This is a genomic window from Succinivibrio dextrinosolvens, from assembly GCF_900116345.1.
Taxonomy (GTDB): Bacteria; Pseudomonadota; Gammaproteobacteria; order Enterobacterales; family Succinivibrionaceae; genus Succinivibrio; species Succinivibrio dextrinosolvens_B.
On record NZ_FPAH01000011.1, the window covers coordinates 1 to 23,382 of the forward strand.

Here is a 23,382-nt window from a genome sequence, read left to right on the forward strand (position 1 = left end):
TAATTAACAACAGTCTTATATTCATATAAACAAAAAAACATATGTCTACCCATATTATAGGGGCTATGATGCTTTTTATACAGTCATTATATAACTGGATTTGCTCTATGTTGATAGAGTAAAAAGGTATTAATCCACATGGGATCATAAGGCATGTTTTAATCACTTATTCTAGCATGTAAAATTATTTTTCCTTTTCCATTTTTACCTCTTAAATGAATTTGTAGACAAAACTCCTTATTTTCGTTGTTGCAAAATACTTTTAAATTCCGACCTCTCCTTGTCTCCTTCCTACTTTCCAGAATTTCTGCTAACAAGAAATCTGTATTTCTTTAAGGAATGACCTCCGACCCCTGTATCAAAACCATTGTTTCCAATCATCAGCGAAGCCATAACAGGAGGTAGAGATTTAGACAGCACAAAAATAAACAGAGAAATAAAAATTAATACCATGCAGTCATTATGCTTTAACACGGTGATACCATCCTCATAAAGTCGGGTTGCTTCAATAACATCATTAAGAATTCTGCAGCCTGCCTTAGTTATAATTAGAACTGTAATCAGTTCAAGCCCCTTTGAGATCAGAAGCTTCAGATAATTCACCGCAAGATATCTTGTGGACCTAAAACCACCGAAACCAAGTACAAATACACCGATTACACATAAGATCTGAGCTGTAAGATAAATACTGACAAAACGCAGGATCACAAAAAACATCACAACAGAAAAGACAATCATGCAGATGATGATCTGAACCTTAGAGACAAGACCTAAAACATTTGAGGTTGTAAGATTGGTGATCTGCCGGTCGATATTGAACACCAGATCAATAAGTTCCGATGGTCCCATATAGTCGTTATCAACCATGGTTACAAAGGAATCAATAATTGACTTACCGATTGCATAGTCATTACTCAGAAGATAAAAGAAGATTCCAGTAAAGAGTACCCCTGTAACTAAAGACAGAAAGAATTCCGACATATCCCCATTAAAGGCGCAGCGTATGCCAGTCATAACCAGACTCATTGGCACTAAAAACCAGAAAAGTCTCATAGCTGCCTGATGAATAGGAACTGCACTGTCATTTACACAGGAGACAAACTCATCGATAAGAGAATTTAGAATTCCGTCCGCACTAAGTTCAACGGCTGCACTCGCTGGACCAGATATAAAAAGAAGCAGGATCAATAAAGTCTTCACAAAGTCACGTCCCTACATGGTTACATCAAGATGACGCGATTTTGTCTTAGTCTCATTTCGTAAAAAGAGCTCATCAGCCTTCTCTTTTATCTTCTCCTTTTCATGAGCCTTGGTGATTTCACTTGAGGAAATTCTGTTGAGATCAGTTATCTGGGCTGTAAGTTGCACCAGAGCATTAGCCTGAGTAGCATTCACCTTTGAAAGAGTATCAATAGAATCATTAAGCCCGAGCGATTCCTCAGACTGCATAGAAAACTCATTAAGTCTGTCGATACTTTCAAGCAGAAGCTTCTGTGTTTTTACGGCATTCTCTTTTGTTCGGGCGGAGACAGATAAGGCCTCATTATCAATCATCTGATTTAGCTTTCTGAAATTACAGTTTTCGCTTTTAAGACACTTAAGCCAGGCCTCCGATCTGATTGCATCCTCTGAATAGAGCGCAGTTGATTCAGTATTCTTGGCAAAAGCATAACTGGCCTCTAAAAGCAGCATGGAGTTCTGATTGAGTTCATAAACCTCCTTCCAAGCCTCCTTGTTCTGAAAGCTGGAGTTATTCTCCTCTCGGGAATTCTCCTTTACAAAATAAGACTCAAGTCTGTTGGCCTTACGTGTATTATCCTCAGACCAGGACTTAATAGCCTGATAGGTTGCATTAAGCTTTTCAATCATCTCATTGCCCTGACTTTGAGAGATCCCTCTATCTTGAGCAACTGCCAAATTGATAAAAACAAAACCTGCAAGACACAGAATAATAAAATTAGTATTTAATAAAGTACTCTTCATGATTAGCTCCGTAAGGCTCCTTAAAAAAGATGTCCTTGGTAAGAGAAATGGTGAATTTGTAGCCCGGCTGAACCATCAGAGTCGGAGCGAGATTGATATTGCGCTCAATGATGCGGCTTAAAGCCTCAGAGACGTCAGAGGACAGCTCTCTTGCCTGAGTGTTATACAAGGTTCCGACTCCAGATGAGTTACCATAGGTCTGCTGTACTGAAGAGGCAGCCGTGGTAATTGAGGAGAGGAAAAAGCAGTTGCTTAAGATTCTGAAGAAATGATTGTCCACATCAGCATCAAAACCGGCAAAACCATCAGGTGACTGACCAGGCATTGAACCAATGTTAATAGAGAGCCCGTTAGGAAAAATAATACGGTTAAAGCCTAGAAACAGACGCTGAGAGCCGAAGGCGGCAGTAGAGCCGTACTGTCCTAGAAGCTTTGAGCCCTTTGGAATTAAAAGGAACCTGCCGCGGATACTGTCCTTAATATCACGGGTAACCATGGCACTTATCTGCCCTGGCAGCTCAGAGTTGATGCCAGTGGAGAGAACTGCAGGAATTGCAGTTCCCTGCATCAGCGCAAAAGGAGTCTTAGGCTTTATCACCTCATTATCAAGACTGAAGCTGTCACGTTCAAAAACCTCATATTTTGTGAGGGTCTGATTAGCCTTATCAAAGGATGAACTTCTCTCATCAGAAGTTGTAAAAACATCAGAATCACCTCTGTTAGATGAGGAGGAAGAAACTTCATCTCTACGACTTGCTGGTGCAGCCGCCTCATCATGATTAAAGCGAAGCTCCACTCTCGTTGGTGCCGCTTTGGCCTTGCGATATTCAGAAGCACGGTTTAGATCAAGCTCATTTACCTTCTGTCTCTTATCCTTTACTCTTTCCTCGGAGGCCTCCGCAGTATAGGAGTATTCCTCGTTTTTTTCATTTCTATCTAAAAGATTACCTCTCTCTCTGTACCTTATATACTCTCTTATATAATCCTCAGAGGATAATGGGCTTTCACGAGACGACAGTCTGTCATCCAGTGAAGCTAGAGACTTTGAGCTGTACCCTGAAGACTCTTTTGAATTATCCGAAAAGGCCTCTTTAGCATCATATTCTGCTGACTTTGTCCTGTTCTGTTCCTTTACTTTCTCTGACTCAAAGGCGGTATTTGCAGCAAGTCCAGAGGCGATCCTATCAGCATATTTAAGATTGTTCTCCACGCTATAGCGTCTCTCCTCAGCCTTTACCTCTATCCTGCGCTGATAGTTAAAAAAATAGCCGGAGAGAACGATCAAAAGAATACAGGTACAGGCGCCTATTATGATGATATAGCCCCATTTTTTTGAGACCTGACCGGTTCTGATCCTGTCAAACATACCCTAGCTCTCCTTAACAATATCCGCGCAGACGGATTTATCATCAGAACCGCTGACCAGTCGCAGATGATCGTATACACCGTCAATAACAAAGGTATGGTCCTCTAGTCGGAAATTCAGAATTGCGGTTTTCTCTCCTCCTATTAAAGGCATACCGTCAGATGTGACTCTGAATACTGTAGGCAGATCCTGATTATTCAGGTCTGAGGGGAGCTGAATATAGGTATTCACTCCATCATCAAAGGCGTTTAATGGTAGAAGAGAATCATCGCCATCTATGGAATAGGCATAGTTGAGTCGACCACCGGCAATATTATTACCTACGGATTTACCTCCCTCCACAGGATCATACTGATAGGAAACAGCAGAAACTCCAGATGAACTCTCTGAATTTGAAGCAAGCGAGTAATCAAAACGAGGTCTTGGTTCTGAGCCCTCATACAGAGGAGAATTAAGTTTGAGGCTTTGTCCCGGATAATTGAAGCTTACCGCCGGCATAAAATCTTTCTGGGAGGATTTTAAGGCAATATGATATGTACGGCGGTTAGTGGTGATGATAAGTGATGTTTTAAGTCCGTTATCCAAAGCCTTAACCACGATATGTTCAGTTCTCTGCGCTCCGCTTCCGGATACTGCGCTGTCTATAAGCCAGCGGGTAGAGTCTCCTAGCTGTACAGTAAAGACACGCTCCCCCTGCTCCATTGAGATATCCGTTATTTCAAACAGCGCACAGACCACTGTAGGTATACCACTGCCGAAGGTAAAGACTACCTGTCCTGGCAGTATCGCCTGGGCTGAAACCTGTCTTCTATCAAGAGAATCAAGTTTCTGTATGGTATTAAGATCACGCGCATCAAGATTACTATCCTCCATGGTATATTCATTGTAGTCCTGCGCATGACATGCAAAGGAGAGAGACAGAAAAGTCAGAACTGCGATTTTTTTATGCATGATTCATCTCCTTTACAAGCTTTTTTGAGGTCTTTATTTCATAAATAAGAACTGAAAGCGGATTGAGCCTTAACTCCTCCACATTCTCAAAGCTGATATTGCCTATTCGGTAGCTTAGAACCGTTTTGAAGTGCTTTTCAGTGCTCTCATCAAATCTCTGACTTATCACCGTATAATCCACCTGAAAGCTGTTGTCAGAAAGCCTTGAGACACTGTCGATTTTTACGGATGATAAAGTGTTAGCACCTGTCCTGAAAAGCTGTGAGTCATTGTAGTACTCATCAAGATAACGGCGGGCAGGACTCTCAAGATCAACCATGGAGTAGATCTTGCGGATGTACTCTCTTTGAAGATCGCCATCTTGGCATATAGAAAACACCTTTTCTGTAAACTCACACATAAAGGCTGCAAGTGCTGTTTCAGGAATACTCTGTGAAGGCTTAAGTACTTCTGAGGCTAGCACACTGCCCTGACGGTCCACGCTCACAATATAAGGCAGAACCTGTGGTTCTCTGTTTAACATCAGAAGATAACCTAAACAGAAAAATCCCATTGCCAGTCCGCCAAGCCCCAAAATCAGAGGCAGAGCATTTTTTGTATAATTAGCAGAGGCAATGGAGTACTGAGTTACAGAGGCTCTTTGCACCTTTTTCTGAAATAAATGTCTTAGAGTTCCCATATAAAATCACCTCCTTCATTGTTAAATCTCAAATCAAGCTTTTTCCTGTCTTTTGCTACAAAGGAAAGCAGCTTAAGCTCACTTTCAGACAGAGCAAGCTTAAAGGGCATAAAATTTCCTTCCTTATGTAAAAAGAGATCCTGTTTGGCTTTTCCCTTGAATATTTCTTCACGCTGCAACCCATTAAGACCAAGCTTTGAGTAAAGCTCCATTAAGGCAGGACTTTTAATATCCGCATTAGGCAGATAGATTCTAGTTTTAACGCAGTCGAGGATGTCCTCAAGCATCTGTGAACGTGCAAAGTCATTTACTGACTGAGTTGCAAGAATCACCATGGTATTGTGTTTTCTTACGGTCTTAATCCATGATAAAAGCTGAGCACAGAAATAAGGGTTAGAGAGCATCAGCCAGGCCTCATCAATAATGATGGCTGAGCATTTAACCTTCATAATCTCAGAGTTAATCAAACTAAAGATGCAGTCTAGAACCGGATAAAGATTCTTATTACCGCTCTCAAAAAAACTACCGCACTCAAATACAGTAAGAGCAGATTCAAGATCCGGATTGGCAGTACCGTCAAGCGGACTGTCAGGATTTACACTGACAAGATAGTTACGCAGAGAAAGCTTGAGTTCTCTGTTATTTAAAAGATTGTAAAAATCTGTAAGCGAGTGTCTTACTGATGGCTGCTGAGATAAAAGCTTAACCGTACTGAAGATTAGTTCACGCTCAGCGTCAGTAAGTTTTCTTCCGGTATATTCAAACAGTTTTTCAACAAATAAAGCTCCGGCACTTATCTTTGATGGCTCAGATAAATCATATAAAGGACAGAATCTATGAGTTGAGGTATCATCAAGACTTAAATGATTTCCTTTTAAATAACGGCTTAACGCATAGAAGGACTGGCCCTTGTCAAAGGCAAAGATCTTCATGCCGTCATACTTCAAAAGGCTTAAAAGCGTTGCTCCTAAGAACACCGATTTACCAGAACCGGGAGGACCTACCAGAAGACAGTTGGCAAGATCTTTTACATGCAGATTGAGATAGGCTCGCTCATGATCTTTTGAGACAACACTCATAAGATAAGGAGCTCCCTTTCCGTAATTCGGATTAGGTGAGACTCTCTCTCCACAGTAGTTTTTATGCAGAGGAAGTAAATCGGCTATAACCTCACCTGAAACCATGGCTCGTCTTAAGTTCTCAATACTGTGTCCAGGAAGTGAGCCCAGATAAGCATCCGTGGCATTTACCGATTCAACTCTACCGGTAAAGCCTAGACTCTCAAAAAGCTTAAGACACTGTCTTGCCTTATCATCTAAGGCTTTAAGAGATTCATCAAAGATTATCAGTGTTGAGGAGAGAGCTCCGAAATTATGCTCCTGCTGTGCCATGGATTTTCTGGCCTCATCCACATTCTCCACCATTTCCTCGGCATCTTTGTCCACCTCGGTATTAGAGGAGGATGAAAGCATGGAGAGAAAAGATTTACGTTTCTGAATCCACAGACGACGTAAAAGTGCCAGTTTAAGAGAAGACTCCACTTTTGAATAGGAGATAAAGCGGTTAGAGAAACGGTACTCAAAAGGTAGAGAGCAAAGAGCCTTAAGCATTCCAAAATCAGAAGCTAAAGGAAAACCGTCAATACTGATGACACCTATATATCTGTTTCCAAGTTTGGGACATAAGCCAGGAGTGAAATCCTCAGATGATAACAGCAAATCTAAAAACGGATGCTTTTTAGGATATAAAAGCTCTACCTTCACACCTTTTATACAACTAAAAAGATAGTTAACAGTCTCATGAGTCTGTCTTATCGGTAATGAAGGAACCTCTGACAATGAAAATCCTGATTCGTAAGAAGATCCCGATGTCTCTGATGATATATTCGAATCCGCACAAATAAACGGCCCCCCACACTCTCTCTTATCCATTTCTTTAAGATCTAATTCCCTTATCTCACAGAATGAGGAGAATCCGTCAATAAAGCTTCTGGCATCCTGATTAAAGGATTCAATTGAAGAAGAAAGACTGAATGGCAGCTTTTCATCATCTCCGAGAAGGGAGGCAATATCCTCTGAGGTAAGATTGCAGTTAAGCTTGGTGAAGCTTATAAAAAACTCATTGGAAAAGGTAGTGTTTTTCTCAAAGAACTCTACCCTTCTCTCATAAAGAGTACGGGCTTCATTAGAGCCATAAAAACACTCATCATTATTATGCAAATATGACATATCCTTAGAGCGAATCACATCACAGTTGAAGATGTAGGACTTATCCAGTTTTCTGATGCTTCTCATGATCATGGAGTGCAGTTTTTCAAGCTCCTGTTCTGATAAATAGGAGGTGCACCTCGGGGTGATTTTATAGCACTTCATCAGGGCTCCGTTTTTGAGGAGCACTGTATTCTGTGGACCGAGAATGGCGTAATCCAGAAGGTCGGTAAAACTGTAATTTCTGCAAAACTTTTTATAAGGCAGAAAAGTTCCTGCACTAAGGCTGATACAAAGCACGGTTAAAAGAACGCCTGTCAGCATAAAGAATGAAACAAGAAGCATAATCAGCGGTTATATTTTGAATGGTATTTTGAATATTCAGAGCCTTGAGCCTGATAAAAAGATCTATAGCGGATGTTTCTTACATACACCTGTCTGAACAGTGGATCAATTCTGCTCATACGTGCTATGACCGCCCAGCCTAAACCTAGCATTAAAAGAGTCTCTATGGAGCCTAAAAGCGAAATGTTCAGAATAAAGCCAAGCATACATAGCATCAGCCAGAGAAGAAAAAGAGTTCTCTCAGCACCGAAAATGGTATGAGTTCTTAATAGTGAAGGATAGAGCTGATGTTTTTTATTCATAACCTATGGAGAAGAAAACGAAGTCAGACTTTACCAAACTACCTCACACAAAAAAAATGCAGCCTGCCTGGAATAAAAACAGGCTGCAAAATTAATTTCCCTAAAGGAATCGGGACTTACAGGATGACAGGAATAATAGCTCCTGTAAAAAGTCCCTAGGAGGTATGTATATGTAAATAAGACTTTAAAGAAAAACGTTAAAACTAAGCTAAAGCCTTGTAATCATCAGCAGGCAGACAGATATTCTGTCTTTTAAAAGCTGAGCTTATATGGTTAAAAATGCATTGTCTTGAATAGTCAGAAAAGACTCTGTTGACCACACGATCCTTATTATCGGAGTTAGCTATAGTTGCCCCATTGAAGACACTGGACATAAAACTGTTGGCGCCCACAAGAAGAGTCATCACAAAAACAAGATAAACCACGGATTTCATAAAGCGATTAATCTCACCGCCGGTAAAGATCAGAGTCACTCCGCAGGAGATAATACCAATGATAGAAACAGAAAAAGCAACCGGACCGGTCAGTGATTTCTGAATAGTTTTAAGCCAGTCCTCATAAGGCAGAACTGCACTTGAGGCTGTATCTGCAGCATAGGCTGAAGTCATAACCGTACACAGTGAAACCAGAGCAACCAAAGTAATTAAAAATCTGTTCATTTCATACCTCTTAAAAAAAGGAGTCCTATCGTCATTAAGAAAAGTCAGATCTGATCTAAAACTTATTAAGTTTTTTCAATTAAAAAGGAAAATAAATGCAATCTTAAATATCTAAACCAGATTCTTTCTGTAGCTGCTAAGCCTACACTTCTCTAAAGACCTATCTCTTCAAGAACATACTGTCCCTGAGAATAGCCTTTGACTAAAACAATACTCTCCACATGACGATAAGGACGTTTCCCTAAAACAATGACTGCATCTAAAGACAGAGCAATAAGCTCGTCTATTCCCTTTTTAGGAGCATAAGGATGTCTTGAGATTAAAAGCTTTAATCTGTCCAGACACTGAAGGGCTGAACCTGCATGGATAGATGCAACTCCTCCCTTATGCCCAGTTGAAAAGGCATCAATCATATCTAATGCTTCAATGGAGCGGATCTCGCCCACGACGATACGGTCTGGACTTAACCTTAGGGAAGCCCGAAGAAGATCGCTCATTGAAGTTCTGTTACAGGTAAAAAGATTTACACAGTTATCTGCACTTAATTTCAGTTCTGGAGTGTCTTCAATACAAATAATGCGGCAGCTAGGATCAAATATTGCAATTCTATTTAAGATAGAATTGATAAAACTGGTCTTGCCACAGCCTGTCTGACCACAGATCAGAAAATTCATACGTCGCTCTATAAGAGAGTTTATTGCTCTTAACTGACTCTCATTCATAAAACCAGAAGAGAGCAGCTCCTCAAATGAGAGATTTAGAGCTTTAAGAACTCTTAAGCTAAAACAGGTGCCTCTGGATAAAGGAGGCATCAGTGCGGAGAATCTTGCACTAAAGCGTTCAAGCTCACACTCAAGCATTGGAGATGATTCATCAATATCTCTTTCATAAAGAGAAGCTACGGTTCTGACAACAATCTCGGCACGTGCCTTTGAAAAGTTATCCTCCTGCACAACATGTCCGTCGGTATACTTCACAAAGAGTCTGCCGTCAGGATTAAGCATCAGTTCTTCAACCTCTCCTGAATCAAGAGCACTGACAAATCTCTCCCCTAAGCTCTCATATAGAGAACTGTACAGATTTTCAGTAATTCTCATGTGGTCCTTATTCATTTTTACCTCGGGGCACATTATCAGGCATAAAAAAATGCACCTCCGCGTAAGGGGGTCCTTTTTTTCCGGAATTCCGAATAGCGCTTTGAAAATAAAGAAAAAAGATTTTTTTAAACAGGGGTATTTTTTGGATAAGTAAGTATACAAAAAGGTGATTCTAAGTCTGTTCTAAGTAACAAAAGAATATGCAATTTTTTCTCAGAAACGGCAGAACTAATAGAAAATGACTTAACAAAAGCTCATGCTTAGAGCCGCAGGGGGAGGCCAAACGTTTTCGTAACTTTCATAATAGTAATAGTTACTACTTTTGATAATTTTAGGCAAATTTATTTTTTTAATGCATTTTTTTGTATAAGGTATTTGTATAATATATTATTATAAATCCAAATACAGTATTTTAGATTTTGTTATATTTCAGTGCATTACTGCGTAAACATAGTGCAGACTTATAAAAAAATGAAATAATTATCCCAAACAACAAAAGTTTAAAAAATAGGATAAGGCAATTTTTAAAAACTGAACTATTCTTAAAATGCAAGGTGGAAATATTTTTGCTTTAGATTTTTTTGCTTTTAACTTTATAAGTTTCCACAGCAGTCAAACAAACATAAGTAGCTACTGGAGGTCGATATGACTATAACCAACAGATTAATTGCTCCAGAACACATGCAATCTTCTGACTGGCATTTTGAGATTCCTAAGAAGAAAGTTCAGATTGCAGGATATGACGATGATCCATTTGCAGACGATCAGTTCTTTCCTGATGATGAGAACGTCGACGTTATCGAGGACTACAGCTTCGTATTTGCCTTCTTCAGGAATCAGATCAGCTGGAGCGAGTTCAAGGCTGAGTTCAATAAGCTGAATATGTCACAGAAGCTAAAGGTACCATTTGTATACTGCGGTTCTATGATTCAGGACTTCGGATACATTATCAGAGATATTTTCTCCATTGCTGTACCTATCCTCTTGCTTGCATGTTTAGGCTACGTTGCATGGTCACTGATGTTACAGTATTTCTTCTGATATCTTCTAAAGGAGGATTATAGATGCACGGGAAAGAGCGAGAGTTCTTTCCCGTTTGCATTTATAAGGTGTGTTGAAAAATGACAGGAACTAACCTCTATAACTTAAGATTTGAAGAGAGAAAGATTCAGGAATTGAGGTTATACATTTACGCTTATGATTGCTACTGACTTACAGGCTTGCCGTCATCTCCAATCTGCATGGATTTGGCAGTTCCTAGATTGCTCTCTTCACTCTTCTCCTCAGTAGTCATGATTGGCTTACCATCTTCGCCAATTGAAGCGGCACCGCCACCTGGTTCAAATGGTTTTATTGTAGGTTCTGGTTCAGGTTCTGGCTCTTTCTTCTTCTCGGGTTCACTTACAGGCTCAATAGAACCGTCATCCTCATCTTCCGTAGCAGTTAAGCCGTCAGAACCTGGCTTAGGTTTTACAGAGTAATCCTTAGGAGCAAGGCCTTTAGGTTCTCTTGAAATATAGTCTGGAAGCAATGCAACCGGACCACGGTGATCTTTTGCCAGTGAACTTAAATTCTTACAGTCATCCAGAACAGTTTTGGAAATATCAAAGAAGCCTTCAAGAGGGATCTTATAGATTCGAGGATCGGTATTCTCTCCCTGCAGCACAGCAATCTTAAGATGACCGCCCTCGGAGATCTGTAAAAAGAGATCGGAGAGTTTCTTTTCCTGAGCGGCGGTTAGAGGTGCAAATATTATCCTTGCAGGAGGAATGATTTCTCCTCGAAGAGAATACTCCTGACCACTGTCTACAATCACTCTGGCATAGACAAAGCCGCGCTCAAGATCACGTATGCCAATATCAAGAGTTGTCAGATCAAGTCCTAGTGCAGGAGTCTGACTCTGATACATACACCCTACTCTGAAGGAAAACTTTTTTGTTAAAGACTGGACAACATTAAGAACAGCCTGTCTATGACGGATGGTTCGGTCCATCTGCAGAATCTTAGCAGGAGAACCTTTAGTGAAAACAAAATCTGAATCGTCGTTAAGTCTCCAGATATATGAAGTTGACAGTTCCCAGCCAGACTGCATCGCTGCATATGAAGGAGACATACACAGTGCAGGAATTAACAGAATAGTTTTTAAAAATCTGGATCTGAACTTCATAATATTGATAAACCTTATGCTGCAGAAGAATAATCAGGCAGTCTGCAATAAAAATATCTGTTATTTTCAGAGCTAACTAAGGATACTGTTCTTGAGCTCTGATATTTTCATTATAGATGATAGAAAAAGTTTTTTGATAAAAATTGCTGAAATAACAATAAGAAAAAGAGAAGTATTACATTTTAAGAGGGATCAATACGTAGTATGCTCTGAGCATCGACATGACATGATCAGAGCATAAAAGCAATGCATTACTGTTTGCTGCCTAAAGCTTTCTGAATCTTCTTGTCGGTGTTATAGCCATTTAAAGCAAATACAGCCCAGATTGTAGCTGGCAGCCAGCCAATCAGTGTGATCTGCAGAATCAGGCAGATAATGCCGGATAATGGTCTACCGATTGAGAAGAAAGTTAGCCATGGCAGGATTAAAGCGATAATTAGACGCATAGTATTTTCCTTTTTTAATTCAAAAATAAAACAAGTTGATATTTTGATTTTTTTTAGATAATTCTTAATTCGTTTGAGTTCATAACATTAATGCCATCCATAATTGCACTCTTTAAGAAGCATTTGTTCTTCTATACATTTTTTTATACTCTGAAAGACTTGTTCAACAGTAGCCGAAGGACATATGTTTTCACATGGATACACTTCTGAGCAGAGGGTACCGATTATTCTGTATTTACATTTTTTTCTATCCGAGGCAGGCTCAATTTCCAGCGCAAGCTTTAATACATGACCGGGATCAAGTTCTATTCCATAGTTCTGTCTTACAAAGCCAGGATTAGTTGGAGTATGACCGCTGACTGAAAATACCTCTTTACCATTTAATATGTGTGGCTCATAAAAATACCTTTCTGCACTACACTTAGGTCGCCACCAGAGAAAAGAATCGTCATAGTTCTCGGTATCAAACGGATCTTCATAAAACTTAACCTCACCATGGAGAGGAATACCTGAATGCGTGCAAAGAATATTTCCGCAAAGATAATGAGACTGACATCTTCTGATGTATTCGTCATAGATTTTTGGAAACCTGATTTTGTTCTTGTTCTCGATGTAATCAGCACCTTCTGCAATAGCCTTTTCAAAGGAATCAAGAGTCTTATCTCCACCGTTTACGGTATGCCATAGCGGAGCCCCGTTTTTGTAGTAAACCGTCTCTGGATAAAGAGCTTCTAAGGACATGAATTCATGATTTCCAAGAATACACAGGGCATCCAGCTCCAGAAGTTTTTTAACGACACCGTAGCTGTCGGGACCACGATCAATTGCATCCCCTAGAAATACGAGCTTTGATTTACCGTCATAATGCTTAAGCAGACGTGACATAGCCTGACTACAGCCATGCAGGTCAGTCATAACAAAAAGTTTTTCTGTAGGACTGAAGCCTTTAACCTCGTAAAAAGGGGTAACAAATGTTTCTTTTTCTACTGTCATTTGCGCATTATCCTTTGTGTTTAAAACATCTTTTAATGCTATTTAGAGCAAACATCATTAAACTGTTTAACAAACTCAATTACTGTCTTAAGCTCGTAATGCAGCATCTTTTCATCAAGGCATACGCCTTTCTCTCTGTCATACATATGATTCAGATCCACTCCAAGAAAGATTAGGCCTTCAAAAAGATGCTCGTATCTCTTTAGTATCGGAGGAATCTTCTTCTCCCAGGTGATTTCAACTTCCTCTGGAAGTTCTCCGCTGTTCTCAATAGCAAGAGCAACCGCTGTACTGTATTCATTACCAAAAGCGACATATCCGATGTAATAGTCAACAGATCTGTTGGTAAGTCTGGCGGAAAAACATCTGAAACCGTCTATTGAGAACTCTTTGAACTCAGAAATGTCCTTTGCAAAACCGCCAAGTTTGCTGAAGAGAAAAAGCCGTTAATGCTGGCAAAAGGATTGTTCTTGCGTTTGTTTAGGTAATAGTAGAGGGAGTTAAATGCCTTTACTGTTAAACAGCTTAGATGAGCAGTAACACGGTACTGATAACCTAGAGTTGGTGAATTTCTTTTCAAGATACTGATAACCCTGCTCCATTACCTCCGCTGCAGATGCAAAACGCCCCGAGAATACAATTCCTCGACCGTAAGTTCGGGTAGCAGACAGATCAATCCATGATGCACAGTACTGGGAATTATTCTGTTCTAAGGTTGCAGCAATTAACTTGTCTAAACTTTCACATACAGTAATTCGTTGTCTTAGAACAGACGATTCTGTTTTCAACATTTTTATTGTCGCTGAAATAATAAGTCCTGTGAGCCCTTGCCCACCACAGGTAGCCCAGAACAAATCGCTGTTTTTCTCCGGTGTCACCGTGATCATTTCTCCTGATGCGGTCATAAGGTCAATGCAGGAAATGTGTTTTGATAACGTACCGTTTATGTGATGATCTTTTCCATGATTATCTCTCACCTTTCCACATTGTGGAATTGACTATAGTTCTTTGTATGTCAGATACAAATTAACAAGTTGAGAGATTATTATTTGTCTTTAAAGGGGGGATATCAGTACTGATCAAAGGCAAAGAAAATCATAAAAATAATCTGAACCAATCTGATTGTATAAGCTACGATGGTATAATATTTATAATGAATTTGATTTTAGGACGTGGTTATGAAGCTAATTGCTCAGTCAGAAAATATTGAGAACATTGTTGAAAAGGATTCAATATACGTTGATAAGACTGAATATATTTACAATCTGACTAAAGATTTTGACCGAGTATTTTTCTCTCGACCTCGTCGTTTTGGTAAATCACTTACCTTAAACACCATCGGCACTCTTTTTGAAAAAGGGGTTGACCCTTATTTCAAGGGAACATGGATTTATGATAAATGGGATCAGGATAAATATCCTGTACTTCATTTAAGTTTTCTCGAATATTCTGCAACTGATTTGACGGAATTTAAAAGACAGCTGTGTCTATCAATTTATAAATTCTCAAGAGCAAAAAAAATCCAGGATGTGCTTGAAGATAAAGAACCAAATGTTTATATAACAAATCTTTTTGACGCCATGTCAGATGGAGAACAGTTGATTCTTCTTATTGATGAATACGACCGTCAGCTGACCGCCAATATTAACAATCCTGAACTATATGAGAAATTCAGAATCTGTCTCAGAGATTTCTATGGAGCAATCAAAGGTAAAAAACAGATCAAATTCATGGCTGTTACCGGAGTAACCCGTCTTAAGGATGTCTCAATCTTCTCAGTTGGTTCAGATATTATGGATTTAAGCTATGAAAATGATTATTCATCCATGATTGGCTTTACCAGAGATGAGATAAAGAAATTCTATGACGATTATCTTAAGCTTGGAATCTCTACCGAGAAGGGAAAATCAGCCGATAGTGTTACAAATGAAGAAATTGAAGAGTTTATTGAAAGAATTGCTGATAATTACGATGGATTTAGTTTTGATGAGTGTCATAAGAATAAGGTATTCTCAACGTATTCAGTAAACGTTTTTCTTCAGTCCTTATACAGAAAAAAATGTGTGGAGTTCGGAGACTATTGGTACGATGTCGGTGGACTTCCATCTATTCTTATGAATTACATGCAGTCTCATAATCTTAATATCGAAAAACTTCTGACATCAGAGATTGAAATTCCATACAACGATTTTAAAAATCCAACTTCTCTTATTGACATCAACGAGAATGTACTGATGTGTCAGACAGGATACCTGACACTAAAATCTGAAATTGTTCCTGGATATGCTGTCACTTTAGGAACAGCCAATAGAGAAGTAAAATCAGCTCTGTTCATGCTGCTAGGTCTTAGAATCTTTGACACAACAACACCGGCATTTTCATTAAAAAACAGATATGTTATTGAAACCGGCAGTGTGGATGAAATTATATCTCTATTTAACGAGGTATTAGCAGCCTTATCCTATGACAAATATCCGGTAAAGGATGAATCTGTTTTAAGATCCCTGCTGCAGGTTTATCTCATTGGCAAGAATCATGATGTCAGAGTTGAACAGCATAACTACAAAGGCAGAAGCGATATTCTTGTTAACTTTCCTAAACGCAGAGTAGTGCTAGAGCTTAAATACACAGATAAAGTTAACGAAGAAAAAAATAAACTTGATGAAGCAGAACAGCAGATCATAGAAAAAGGTTATGGTCTTGAGAATCTTGGTGACAGAGAACTAATCCAGATTGCCTGCGTATTCAATGGTGATAAGAACAAACGTCAGATCACCATGTACAAGAAAGTTGAAAACTCTGTCATCGCTCTCGTTTGATGTTGAAAAGCTACTATATCGAGCACATTCTATCACTTCACTCAAGGACGGAAATTGATTTCACATCATCAACTAGTAACAACGAAACAGCGTTTATTTAGCGGAAATATGTTATAAAGTAAAAATTTCGAAAATGAAGGAATTTTTATGGCAGAAATTACAATTAACGCAGGCGTAACAAAAATTGATTATCCTACCGCCTATGCGCTTATAGAATCAGGAAAATGTATCCTTCTTGATATACGTGAGAAGAATGAATTTGAATCTGGTTTCATTCCAGGAGCCATTCACCTGTCTCTGAATGAAATGACTTTGGAAAATACAAAAAAAGTTGCGCCTGACTTTGCAACTCCACTAATCATATATTGCCGTACCGGAAGAAGAACCATAGAAGCAGGAAAAAAACTTAAACAGATGGGCTATTACTACATTCTTGATATGGGAGGTATTTCAAACTGGCCATATGAAAAAGAATATCCTCAAAACAGTAACTAGCAGTCAGATTTAAGATTTGGCTAAACTAATAGAACCATAATAATTAGAAGATTTCCCTCACGGTATAGACAGATTTATATTTTGGGTTTGCCTTAAATTCAGATTTCAACTGAGTAGAAATGGAACAGAGCGCAGATAGCGGAACAAATTATCCCCAGAAAAACTTCCTAAAATCAATCGGAATCTCATTCAGTTATCCTTTTTAAACATATATTCAGAATATAGGCTATCTTGCCTATACAGACGACAGAGTATATGTGCCTAATGAAGAAGTAATACTTACGCTTAAGGATGCAGTAGATACCTGCCGGTTCAGTGAATATCTGAACCTGATTAAGGCATCTGAAGAAATACTGGAAAAGACCTACGAAGGTGATGGAGACTATGTGTCAGAGTCCATCAGAAAATACCACTCAAAGTATTCATCAGTCATCAAATACAACTCTTATATCTTCTGATAAATTCATGGGAGGTAAGACCAAAAGTTTCCTGAAAACTCATATCGGTAATGGAAGTTAAAGGTAGAGCATCTGAGGATTGAAGATATGCCTCTAAAGACTTTACTTTCTCATCAACGCTTATAAACGGGCAGGTTAAGACTACAAAAATTACCTGATCGGCACTAAGTTTGTAGTCAATATCGTAAAGATACTGTCTTACATCTTTTGAGTTAACATACCTTATAAAGTCCATACTGAACCTCCGCATTTTTCTAATAGAATAAAAGATGTTCATTCCAGATTCTGATAGATACTGCGAAGACAACAAAAAAAGAAGAAAGTTTAAAGGAAAGATTTATATAACAGCTCAAAAAATATATAAAACTTTCAAATAAAAAAATCTTCCAGCCCTCAGATGCTCTTTTTTCAGAGCAGCCTTTTGAACCGGAAGATTTCTTAATTTAAATTGACTGTTTAACTAGCCTATTAGTACAGAATTCTGCACTTTAGAGTACCTTCAATGTTACGCAGTGAAGGTACAACCTCCTGAGGCTTGTCAGAGTGGATATCCATAACCACATAACCGATATCAGCGGTAGTCTGCAGATACTGAGCTGCAACGTTGATATTAAGCTTAGCAAAGGTTTCGTTGATCTGACGCATTACACCAGGAACATTCTTGTGAACGTGAAGAAGTCTTGAAACCTCGGCTCTCTTGGTTGGCAGAGATACCTCAGGGAAGTTAACAGCGGTAAGAGTAGAGCCGTTATCTGAATACAGAGCAAGCTTCTCTGATACCTCAGTACCGATGTTCTTCTGAGCTTCCTCAGTACCAGCACCGATGTGAGGAGTTAGAATTACGTTGTCAAACTCACGCAGTGGAGTTACAAATTCCTCACCGTTCTTTGAAGGCTCCTTTGGATATACGTCCACAGCAGCACCAGCTACCTTACCAGAACGTAAAGCCTCACACAGAGCATCAATATCAACTACAGTACCACGGGATGCATTCAGGAAGCGAACGCCATCCTTCATCTTGGCAAACTGAGCCTTTGAAATCATGTTCTTGGTGGTTGGTAACTCTGGTACATGCAGAGTAACAATATCAGAGTTCTCAAGTAACTCATCTAAGGTATTAACCTGTTTTGCATTACCTAAAACCATCTTGTTCTCTACGTCATAGAAAAGAACAGACAGACCTAAAGCTTCAGCCAGAATACCCACCTGAGTTCCGATATGACCGTAGCCGATGATACCGATAGTCTTGCCGCGAGCCTCATGACAGCCGGTAGCAGCCTTGTTCCAGCCGCCGCGGTGCAGAAGAGCGTTACGGGCAGGAATATCACGTAACAGCTGCAGATATTCACCGGTTACCAGTTCAGCAACAGATCTGGTATTTGAGAAAGGAGCATTAAATACAGGAATACCCAGTGCAGCAGCTGCATCGAGATCAACCTGATTTGTACCAATACAGTAACAGCCGATACCGATCAGTTTCTTAGCATGCTGCAGAACTTCAGCTGTTAAATGAGTACGAGATCGAATACCGATGAAATGAACGTTCTCGATGGCATCTAAAAGCTCCTGACCGTCAAGAGCCTTTTTCTGATACTCAACATTTGTATATCCAGCTTTGTTTAATGCATCTACAGCACTTGGATCAACGCCCTCTAAAAGAAGGATCTTGATCTTTGATTTTTCTAAAGATAATGAAGGCTGCATGTTAACCTCTATGATACATACTTATTAAAACAAAATGCCCGTCAGATGGCGGGCACTAAATTCCTTTATTATTTCTTGTTGCGCTTTCTACGCTCTAAAACGGCTTCATTCAACATCGCACAGATCTGCTCTGTATCATCAATTCCGATGCACGCATCTGTAATTGACTGTCCGTATACAAGATTTCTTAAATCCTTAGGCAGATCCTGACGTCCCTCAACAAGATTTGACTCAAGCATCAGACCAAAGATTCTGTTGTCGCCTGAGGCAATCTGCTCAGCAACATCACGTGAAACATCCACCTGCTTCTTGTACTGCTTGTTAGAATTTGAGTGAGAAGCATCAATCATTACCATTGGCTTCAGACCTGCCTTCTCAAGAGCGACACAGGTTTTCTCAACATCCTTTGAGCTGTAGTTAGGCTCTTTACCGCCACGCAGAATCACATGACAGTCCTCATTACCCTTTGTATGAACAATTGCTACATGGCCCATTTTGGTAACAGACATGAAGGTATGCTCATTCTCAGCGGCAATTGCAGCATCAATAGCAATCTTTACAGAACCATCGGTAGCATTCTTAAAGCCGATTGGGCATGACAGACCTGAGGACAGCTGACGGTGCAGCTGAGACTCGGTGGTACGGGCACCGATAGCGCCCCATGAAATAAAGTCGTCAATATACTGAACGGTGATCGGATCTAAGAACTCAGTAGCAGCAGGCATACCAAGACTGTTGATGTCACAAAGAAGCTTACGGGCAATCTTTAAGCCCTGATTGATATCATGTGAATCATCCAGGGTAGGATCGTTGATTAAGCCCTTCCAGCCTACAGTGGTACGAGGTTTCTCAAAGTAAACTCTCATTACAACCACCAGCTGATCCTGATACTTCTGACGAAGCTTCATCAGTCTGTTTGCATAGTCAATGGCAGCTCTGGTGTCGTGTACAGAACAAGGTCCTGCAATCACAACTAGTCTGTCGTCTAAACCGTTGAAAATATTGTGAATCTCTCTTCTTGTCTGATCCACAACGTTATTTGTGAAATCTGTTGCCGGAAACTTCTCGATCACGGCAATTGGGGGAATTACCTGGTACATTTCGCTGATTCTCGTATCTACGATACCATGCCCCGCTTCATTAGGCGGGGTAAGGTTCAAATTCTTATCAATAGTCATATAAACCGCCTAATTATCTAAAGTTGTAAAATCGCCAATAATAATAGTTAAAAGAGGTCTTTGAAGCTGAAGGATTACTTTGCTTAAATATGCTGCTAGGAGCACTCCCTTTTAAAAATATATTATTAGTATTCACGATTTTCTTCCTAAAAATTACATGTTCAAAATATTGTTCCGAGGCAAACCTTACAATGCCCCGTTCATAAAAGTTCGTAGTTCATTATAAATACGGATTGAAAATTTATTCAAGCAAAATGGGGATAAAACGGTAATGAAAATTTTAGTGCTCAGAATTTGTGCAATGCTCAATATATGTGCAGAAAATGCCGGTTTTGTTTACTAGAATACAGAAATTCAGCAAAAAAGGGATTGTTTAATAAAATTTAGACAGGATTAAAGACAGAAATGGATGGTTCCAGCAAGGAAAAACCATCCAATTAACAAATGAAAAACTAGATGTCAATAACAAGAGTTACAGGACAGTGATCAGATCCCAAAACTTCATTTTCGATACGGGCATCGACGATGTTATTTTTCAGTTCATCTGAGACAAAGAAGTAATCGATTCTCCATCCGATGTTCTTGGATCTTGCAAAGGTCTTATAGGACCACCAGCTGTAGCAGTCAGGCTTGTCACCGTTGACATGTCTGAAGGTATCAACATAGCCCGCACCTACCATCTTATCTAAAAACTCACGTTCTAAAGGCAGGAAGCCGGTGTTGGTTTCATTGGTCTTAGGACGGGCAAGATCAATAGGCTTATGGGCAATATTGAAGTCACCGCAGACCACGATAGGCTTATCCTCACGAAGCTTCTGAGCATAATCAAAGAAGCAGTCAAAAAAGCCCATCTTATAAGGAACACGTTTAAATTCACCGGTAGGTCTGCCCTTCTCGTTTAAGATGGCAGCACCGCCGTTTGGGAAGTAGCCATTGAAGAAATGAAACTTCTCAAACTCAAGATGAATTATTCTACCCTCGCCCTGAAATTGTGGATCAGGCAGTTCATATTCAACTGAAATAGTTTTTAGCTTTGAAAATACTGCCGTACCCGAATAGCCTTTCTTTACAGTAGATGAGCAGAAAAAGCTCTCATAGCCAGGTTTTACCTTAAGATCATCATCAAGCTGATCTACGCTGGCTTTGGTCTCCTGAAGACCAATCACATCATAGGAAGAGTTACGGAACCAGTCAAAACCTTCTTTTGCGGCAACAGCTCTGATGCCGTTAACATTCCAGGAACTTAGGGTAATCTGCATATCAGTCCTTTACAATCTCATCTATTCTGTTGTCATTGTCACCACCGATGGCTGTCATAAGAGCCATTGTGGACTTGAGGTTATTAAGCTTGGCCTCAAGATAAGAAATCTTGGCATTTCTCATGGTATCGGCAGAGGTTAAAAAGTCGGTCAGAGCTACCAGACCAGATTCATATCTTACCTTGTAGCGCTCATAATTTCGTACAGCAAGTTCATAGGAGTGCTTATAGGTCATAAGAGATTTCTGGTAGTAATCCACATTGGAGATATCATCATAAACCTCCTGAACAGCCTTGACGTAATCAGCTACAAAGTTGATGTTTGCAAGATCGATATCCTTAAGCGCACTCTTTTTCTGCTTGGATAGTTTGTTGAAGTTTAAGAACGGGAAGGTTATGGAAGAACCTAAAGCACCTACAGGATTTGCTAGAAAGCGCCCGATAGAACCGGTATCTCCGGTGGTGATACCCGCTGTTAAGGTAAAGTCAGGGAAAAATGCCATTTTAGCTTCATTGTAGTTGGCATAGGCCTTTCTTAAGGAGGCCTCATCCTTCATAAGATCAGGACGTCTTGCCAGAAGCTCTGAAGGAACAGACAGCGAGAAAGCAGGAACCACAGAAGTATCCAGAGAGGCTATTTCAAAATCATGATCTGCAGTTGTACCTAGCATGGTGGCAAGAGCTGTTCTTGCTTTCTTAAGATTGTTTCTGCGAGTATCAAGCGTTGCCTGAACTTTTAAATGATTAATATGAGCATCATCCACATCCAGAGAGTCTGCTGCACCTGCGGAGAATTTGTTCTGCACCAGGGCAAGACGCACCTGAGAGTCTTTTAAATCCTGCTCACCAATAGCAACAGCCTCCTTTGCGTAGGCATACTGCCAGTAAGCAGCCGCAGTGGACTCAATCACAGTAAGTCTCATTGCTAGATAATCAAAGGCGGTTGCCTGATAATTTGCAAAAGCGGCTTCATCTGCAGCCTTGAGCTTACCGAATAAATCCAGCTGATAGGACAGTGAGAAGTTACCGTTTGAACTCTTGTGGATTGAGTCATGATAATCAAGAGCTCTCTTTGCTGTTGAACCTATTGAGGCAGATGCAGTTGGATGATTGTCAGTTGCAACGATATCCACATTGATAAGAGCCTTTTCAACATTAACATAGGCGGTTCTCATATCAAAGTTGTTCCTAAGAGCAACCTCCATCAGAGTATTGAGCTTTTCATCCTTAAACTGTTTCCAGTAATCAGACTCGATCGGAGCTCCAACAAAACGGTAGGCATCATGATAAGAGGCCACCGTAGGGAAATCAGGTGCCTTATAATCGGTAAAAAAAAGACTGCAGCCGCACAGGCAGGCACTCAAGCATACAACAGAAAGCTTCTTTAACATTTACAGACCTCTGAGGGTTTCTTCCAGATATTCACGCCAGTCTGGCAGGTCTCTGTGGAATGTCTTAGCAAAACTACCACAGTTCATGCGGGAGTCAGCTGGTCTTTTTGCCTTAGCACCAAACTCCTCTGAGGTAATAGGAAGAACATTAACCTCATGATCAACAATACCGATGGCGCGGGCCTTATCAAGAATAACTCTGGCAAAATCATTTCTTACAATGGCAGGATAACCACAGTAGTTATAGACACCGTATGAGTCGAAATCTTTGCTTAAAATGGAATCGGCAATATAGCAGATATCATCAGACAAAGCTCTTGCAGGTGTAGGATTGCCAAGCTCGTCACAGACAACTTTAAGAGTATCTCTTGATGATGCCAGATTAGCCATAGCTTTAACAAAGTTCTTACCGTAGCGACCGAAAATCCAGCTTGCACGAAGAATTACCGCACGACAGCCGCTGTCAAGAATAAAGCGTTCGCCAAAGAGCTTAGTCTTACCGTATACGCAGCGGGTATTTAAAGGTTCATCCTCAGTGTGCTGTCCGCTTTTACCATTATCATAAACATAATCTGTTGAGATATGAATCAGAGGAATATCCTTTGCACGACACTGTGCAGCAAGGAACTTTGGTCCTAGTGCATTTACGGCATAGGCTGACTTTTCCTCGTCCTCTGCCTTGTCAACTGCAGTATAGGCGGCACAGTTTATTACAAGATCAATCTGAGCTGAATCAAAAAGAGAGGAAACCTCATTCTCAGAGGTGATATCAAGCTCTGCATGTCCGCAGGCAATAACTCTGTATCCTAAAAAAAGCAGTCTTTCACATACTTCAAGACCAACCTGACCTTTTGCTCCGGTAACTAGAATCTGTTTCATAAAAA

The 23,382-nt window shown here is 40.0% G+C and carries 23 protein-coding genes; 4 read left to right on the plus strand and 19 right to left on the minus strand.

Annotated elements, in window-relative coordinates:
• Positions 1-291: 291 nt before the first annotated feature.
• The 9 genes from BM308_RS05060 to BM308_RS05100 form a co-directional block, all read right to left on the minus strand.
• A complete protein-coding gene (locus BM308_RS05060; RefSeq protein ID WP_074943375.1) occupies positions 292-1,200 on the minus strand; it encodes a type IV secretion system protein in 909 nt (302 codons plus the stop codon).
• A gap of 12 nt (positions 1,201-1,212) precedes the next feature.
• On the minus strand, positions 1,213-1,983 hold the full coding sequence (locus BM308_RS05065) for a hypothetical protein (protein ID WP_074943376.1): 771 nt from the start codon (positions 1,981-1,983) through the stop codon (positions 1,213-1,215).
• A complete protein-coding gene (locus BM308_RS05070) occupies positions 1,958-3,349 on the minus strand; it encodes a TraB/TrbI/VirB10 family type IV secretion system protein (protein ID WP_074943378.1) in 1,392 nt (463 codons plus the stop codon). The genes BM308_RS05065 and BM308_RS05070 overlap by 26 nt, the downstream gene beginning before the upstream one ends.
• 3 nt (positions 3,350-3,352) lie before the next feature.
• The gene (locus tag BM308_RS05075; protein ID WP_074943380.1) at positions 3,353-4,300 is read right to left on the minus strand and encodes a TrbG/VirB9 family P-type conjugative transfer protein; all 948 of its coding nucleotides are present in this window, start codon (positions 4,298-4,300) and stop codon (positions 3,353-3,355) included.
• A complete protein-coding gene (locus tag BM308_RS05080; protein WP_074943382.1) occupies positions 4,293-4,979 on the minus strand; it encodes a VirB8/TrbF family protein in 687 nt (228 codons plus the stop codon). Before BM308_RS05080 ends, BM308_RS05075 begins: the two co-directional genes overlap by 8 nt.
• Positions 4,967-7,531 (minus strand): VirB4 family type IV secretion/conjugal transfer ATPase, encoded by a 2,565-nt coding sequence (locus BM308_RS05085; RefSeq protein WP_074943384.1) that lies wholly within the window; start codon positions 7,529-7,531, stop codon positions 4,967-4,969. Before BM308_RS05085 ends, BM308_RS05080 begins: the two co-directional genes overlap by 13 nt.
• 2 nt (positions 7,532-7,533) lie before the next feature.
• Entirely contained in the window at positions 7,534-7,833 is a 300-nt protein-coding gene (locus BM308_RS05090) for a VirB3 family type IV secretion system protein (protein ID WP_074943386.1), read from the minus strand.
• Between the two features lie 203 nt (positions 7,834-8,036).
• Complete coding sequence (locus BM308_RS05095; RefSeq protein ID WP_074943388.1) at positions 8,037-8,492, minus strand: TrbC/VirB2 family protein; 456 nt, start codon at positions 8,490-8,492, stop codon at positions 8,037-8,039.
• 152 nt (positions 8,493-8,644) lie between these two features.
• On the minus strand, positions 8,645-9,589 hold the full coding sequence (locus tag BM308_RS05100; protein ID WP_074943390.1) for an ATPase, T2SS/T4P/T4SS family: 945 nt from the start codon (positions 9,587-9,589) through the stop codon (positions 8,645-8,647).
• A gap of 645 nt (positions 9,590-10,234) precedes the next feature.
• Here BM308_RS05100 and BM308_RS05105 point away from each other — a divergent pair.
• The gene (locus tag BM308_RS05105) at positions 10,235-10,630 is read left to right on the plus strand and encodes a hypothetical protein (RefSeq protein ID WP_074943392.1); all 396 of its coding nucleotides are present in this window, start codon (positions 10,235-10,237) and stop codon (positions 10,628-10,630) included.
• A gap of 163 nt (positions 10,631-10,793) precedes the next feature.
• Here BM308_RS05105 and BM308_RS05110 read toward each other — a convergent pair whose 3' ends face one another.
• The 4 genes from BM308_RS05110 to BM308_RS05125 form a co-directional block, all read right to left on the minus strand.
• Positions 10,794-11,756 carry a hypothetical protein gene (locus tag BM308_RS05110; RefSeq protein ID WP_074943394.1) on the minus strand — a complete coding sequence of 321 codons (963 nt, stop codon included), beginning with the start codon at positions 11,754-11,756 and terminating at the stop codon, positions 10,794-10,796.
• Positions 11,757-12,007: 251 nt separating this feature from the next.
• Complete coding sequence (locus BM308_RS05115) at positions 12,008-12,202, minus strand: YqaE/Pmp3 family membrane protein (protein WP_074943396.1); 195 nt, start codon at positions 12,200-12,202, stop codon at positions 12,008-12,010.
• An 87-nt stretch (positions 12,203-12,289) separates the two neighbouring features.
• Positions 12,290-13,195 carry a metallophosphoesterase gene (locus BM308_RS05120; RefSeq protein WP_074943398.1) on the minus strand — a complete coding sequence of 302 codons (906 nt, stop codon included), beginning with the start codon at positions 13,193-13,195 and terminating at the stop codon, positions 12,290-12,292.
• 500 nt (positions 13,196-13,695) lie between these two features.
• Positions 13,696-14,172, minus strand: a complete 477-nt coding sequence (locus BM308_RS05125) for a hypothetical protein (protein WP_143098568.1) — start codon at positions 14,170-14,172, stop codon at positions 13,696-13,698.
• Positions 14,173-14,373: 201 nt separating this feature from the next.
• Between BM308_RS05125 and BM308_RS05130 the strand changes: the two genes are divergently transcribed.
• The 3 genes from BM308_RS05130 to BM308_RS05140 all read left to right on the plus strand — a co-directional run bounded on the left by BM308_RS05130 (position 14,374) and on the right by BM308_RS05140 (position 16,967).
• Positions 14,374-16,014, plus strand: coding sequence for an AAA family ATPase (locus BM308_RS05130; RefSeq protein WP_074943402.1), 1,641 nt, complete (start codon positions 14,374-14,376; stop codon positions 16,012-16,014).
• Positions 16,015-16,161: 147 nt separating this feature from the next.
• Complete coding sequence (locus BM308_RS05135; protein ID WP_074943404.1) at positions 16,162-16,509, plus strand: rhodanese-like domain-containing protein; 348 nt, start codon at positions 16,162-16,164, stop codon at positions 16,507-16,509.
• A 257-nt stretch (positions 16,510-16,766) separates the two neighbouring features.
• On the plus strand, positions 16,767-16,967 hold the full coding sequence (locus BM308_RS05140; RefSeq protein WP_074943407.1) for a hypothetical protein: 201 nt from the start codon (positions 16,767-16,769) through the stop codon (positions 16,965-16,967).
• On the opposite strand, the gene BM308_RS05145 is transcribed toward BM308_RS05140, so the two are convergent.
• From BM308_RS05145 to rfbD, 6 genes are all read right to left on the minus strand, one after another.
• Positions 16,942-17,202 carry a hypothetical protein gene (locus tag BM308_RS05145; RefSeq protein WP_074943409.1) on the minus strand — a complete coding sequence of 87 codons (261 nt, stop codon included), beginning with the start codon at positions 17,200-17,202 and terminating at the stop codon, positions 16,942-16,944. The genes BM308_RS05140 and BM308_RS05145 overlap by 26 nt on opposite strands.
• A gap of 233 nt (positions 17,203-17,435) precedes the next feature.
• Positions 17,436-18,671 carry a phosphoglycerate dehydrogenase gene (gene serA, locus BM308_RS05150; protein ID WP_074943410.1) on the minus strand — a complete coding sequence of 412 codons (1,236 nt, stop codon included), beginning with the start codon at positions 18,669-18,671 and terminating at the stop codon, positions 17,436-17,438.
• A 68-nt stretch (positions 18,672-18,739) separates the two neighbouring features.
• On the minus strand, positions 18,740-19,849 hold the full coding sequence (locus BM308_RS05155; protein WP_074943412.1) for a 3-deoxy-7-phosphoheptulonate synthase: 1,110 nt from the start codon (positions 19,847-19,849) through the stop codon (positions 18,740-18,742).
• Positions 19,850-20,301: 452 nt separating this feature from the next.
• The gene (locus tag BM308_RS05160; protein ID WP_074943414.1) at positions 20,302-21,108 is read right to left on the minus strand and encodes an exodeoxyribonuclease III; all 807 of its coding nucleotides are present in this window, start codon (positions 21,106-21,108) and stop codon (positions 20,302-20,304) included.
• A 1-nt stretch (position 21,109) separates the two neighbouring features.
• Complete coding sequence (locus BM308_RS05165) at positions 21,110-22,498, minus strand: efflux transporter outer membrane subunit (RefSeq protein ID WP_074943416.1); 1,389 nt, start codon at positions 22,496-22,498, stop codon at positions 21,110-21,112.
• On the minus strand, positions 22,499-23,377 hold the full coding sequence (gene rfbD, locus BM308_RS05170; protein WP_074943418.1) for a dTDP-4-dehydrorhamnose reductase: 879 nt from the start codon (positions 23,375-23,377) through the stop codon (positions 22,499-22,501).
• Between the last annotated feature and the right edge of the window lie 5 nt (positions 23,378-23,382).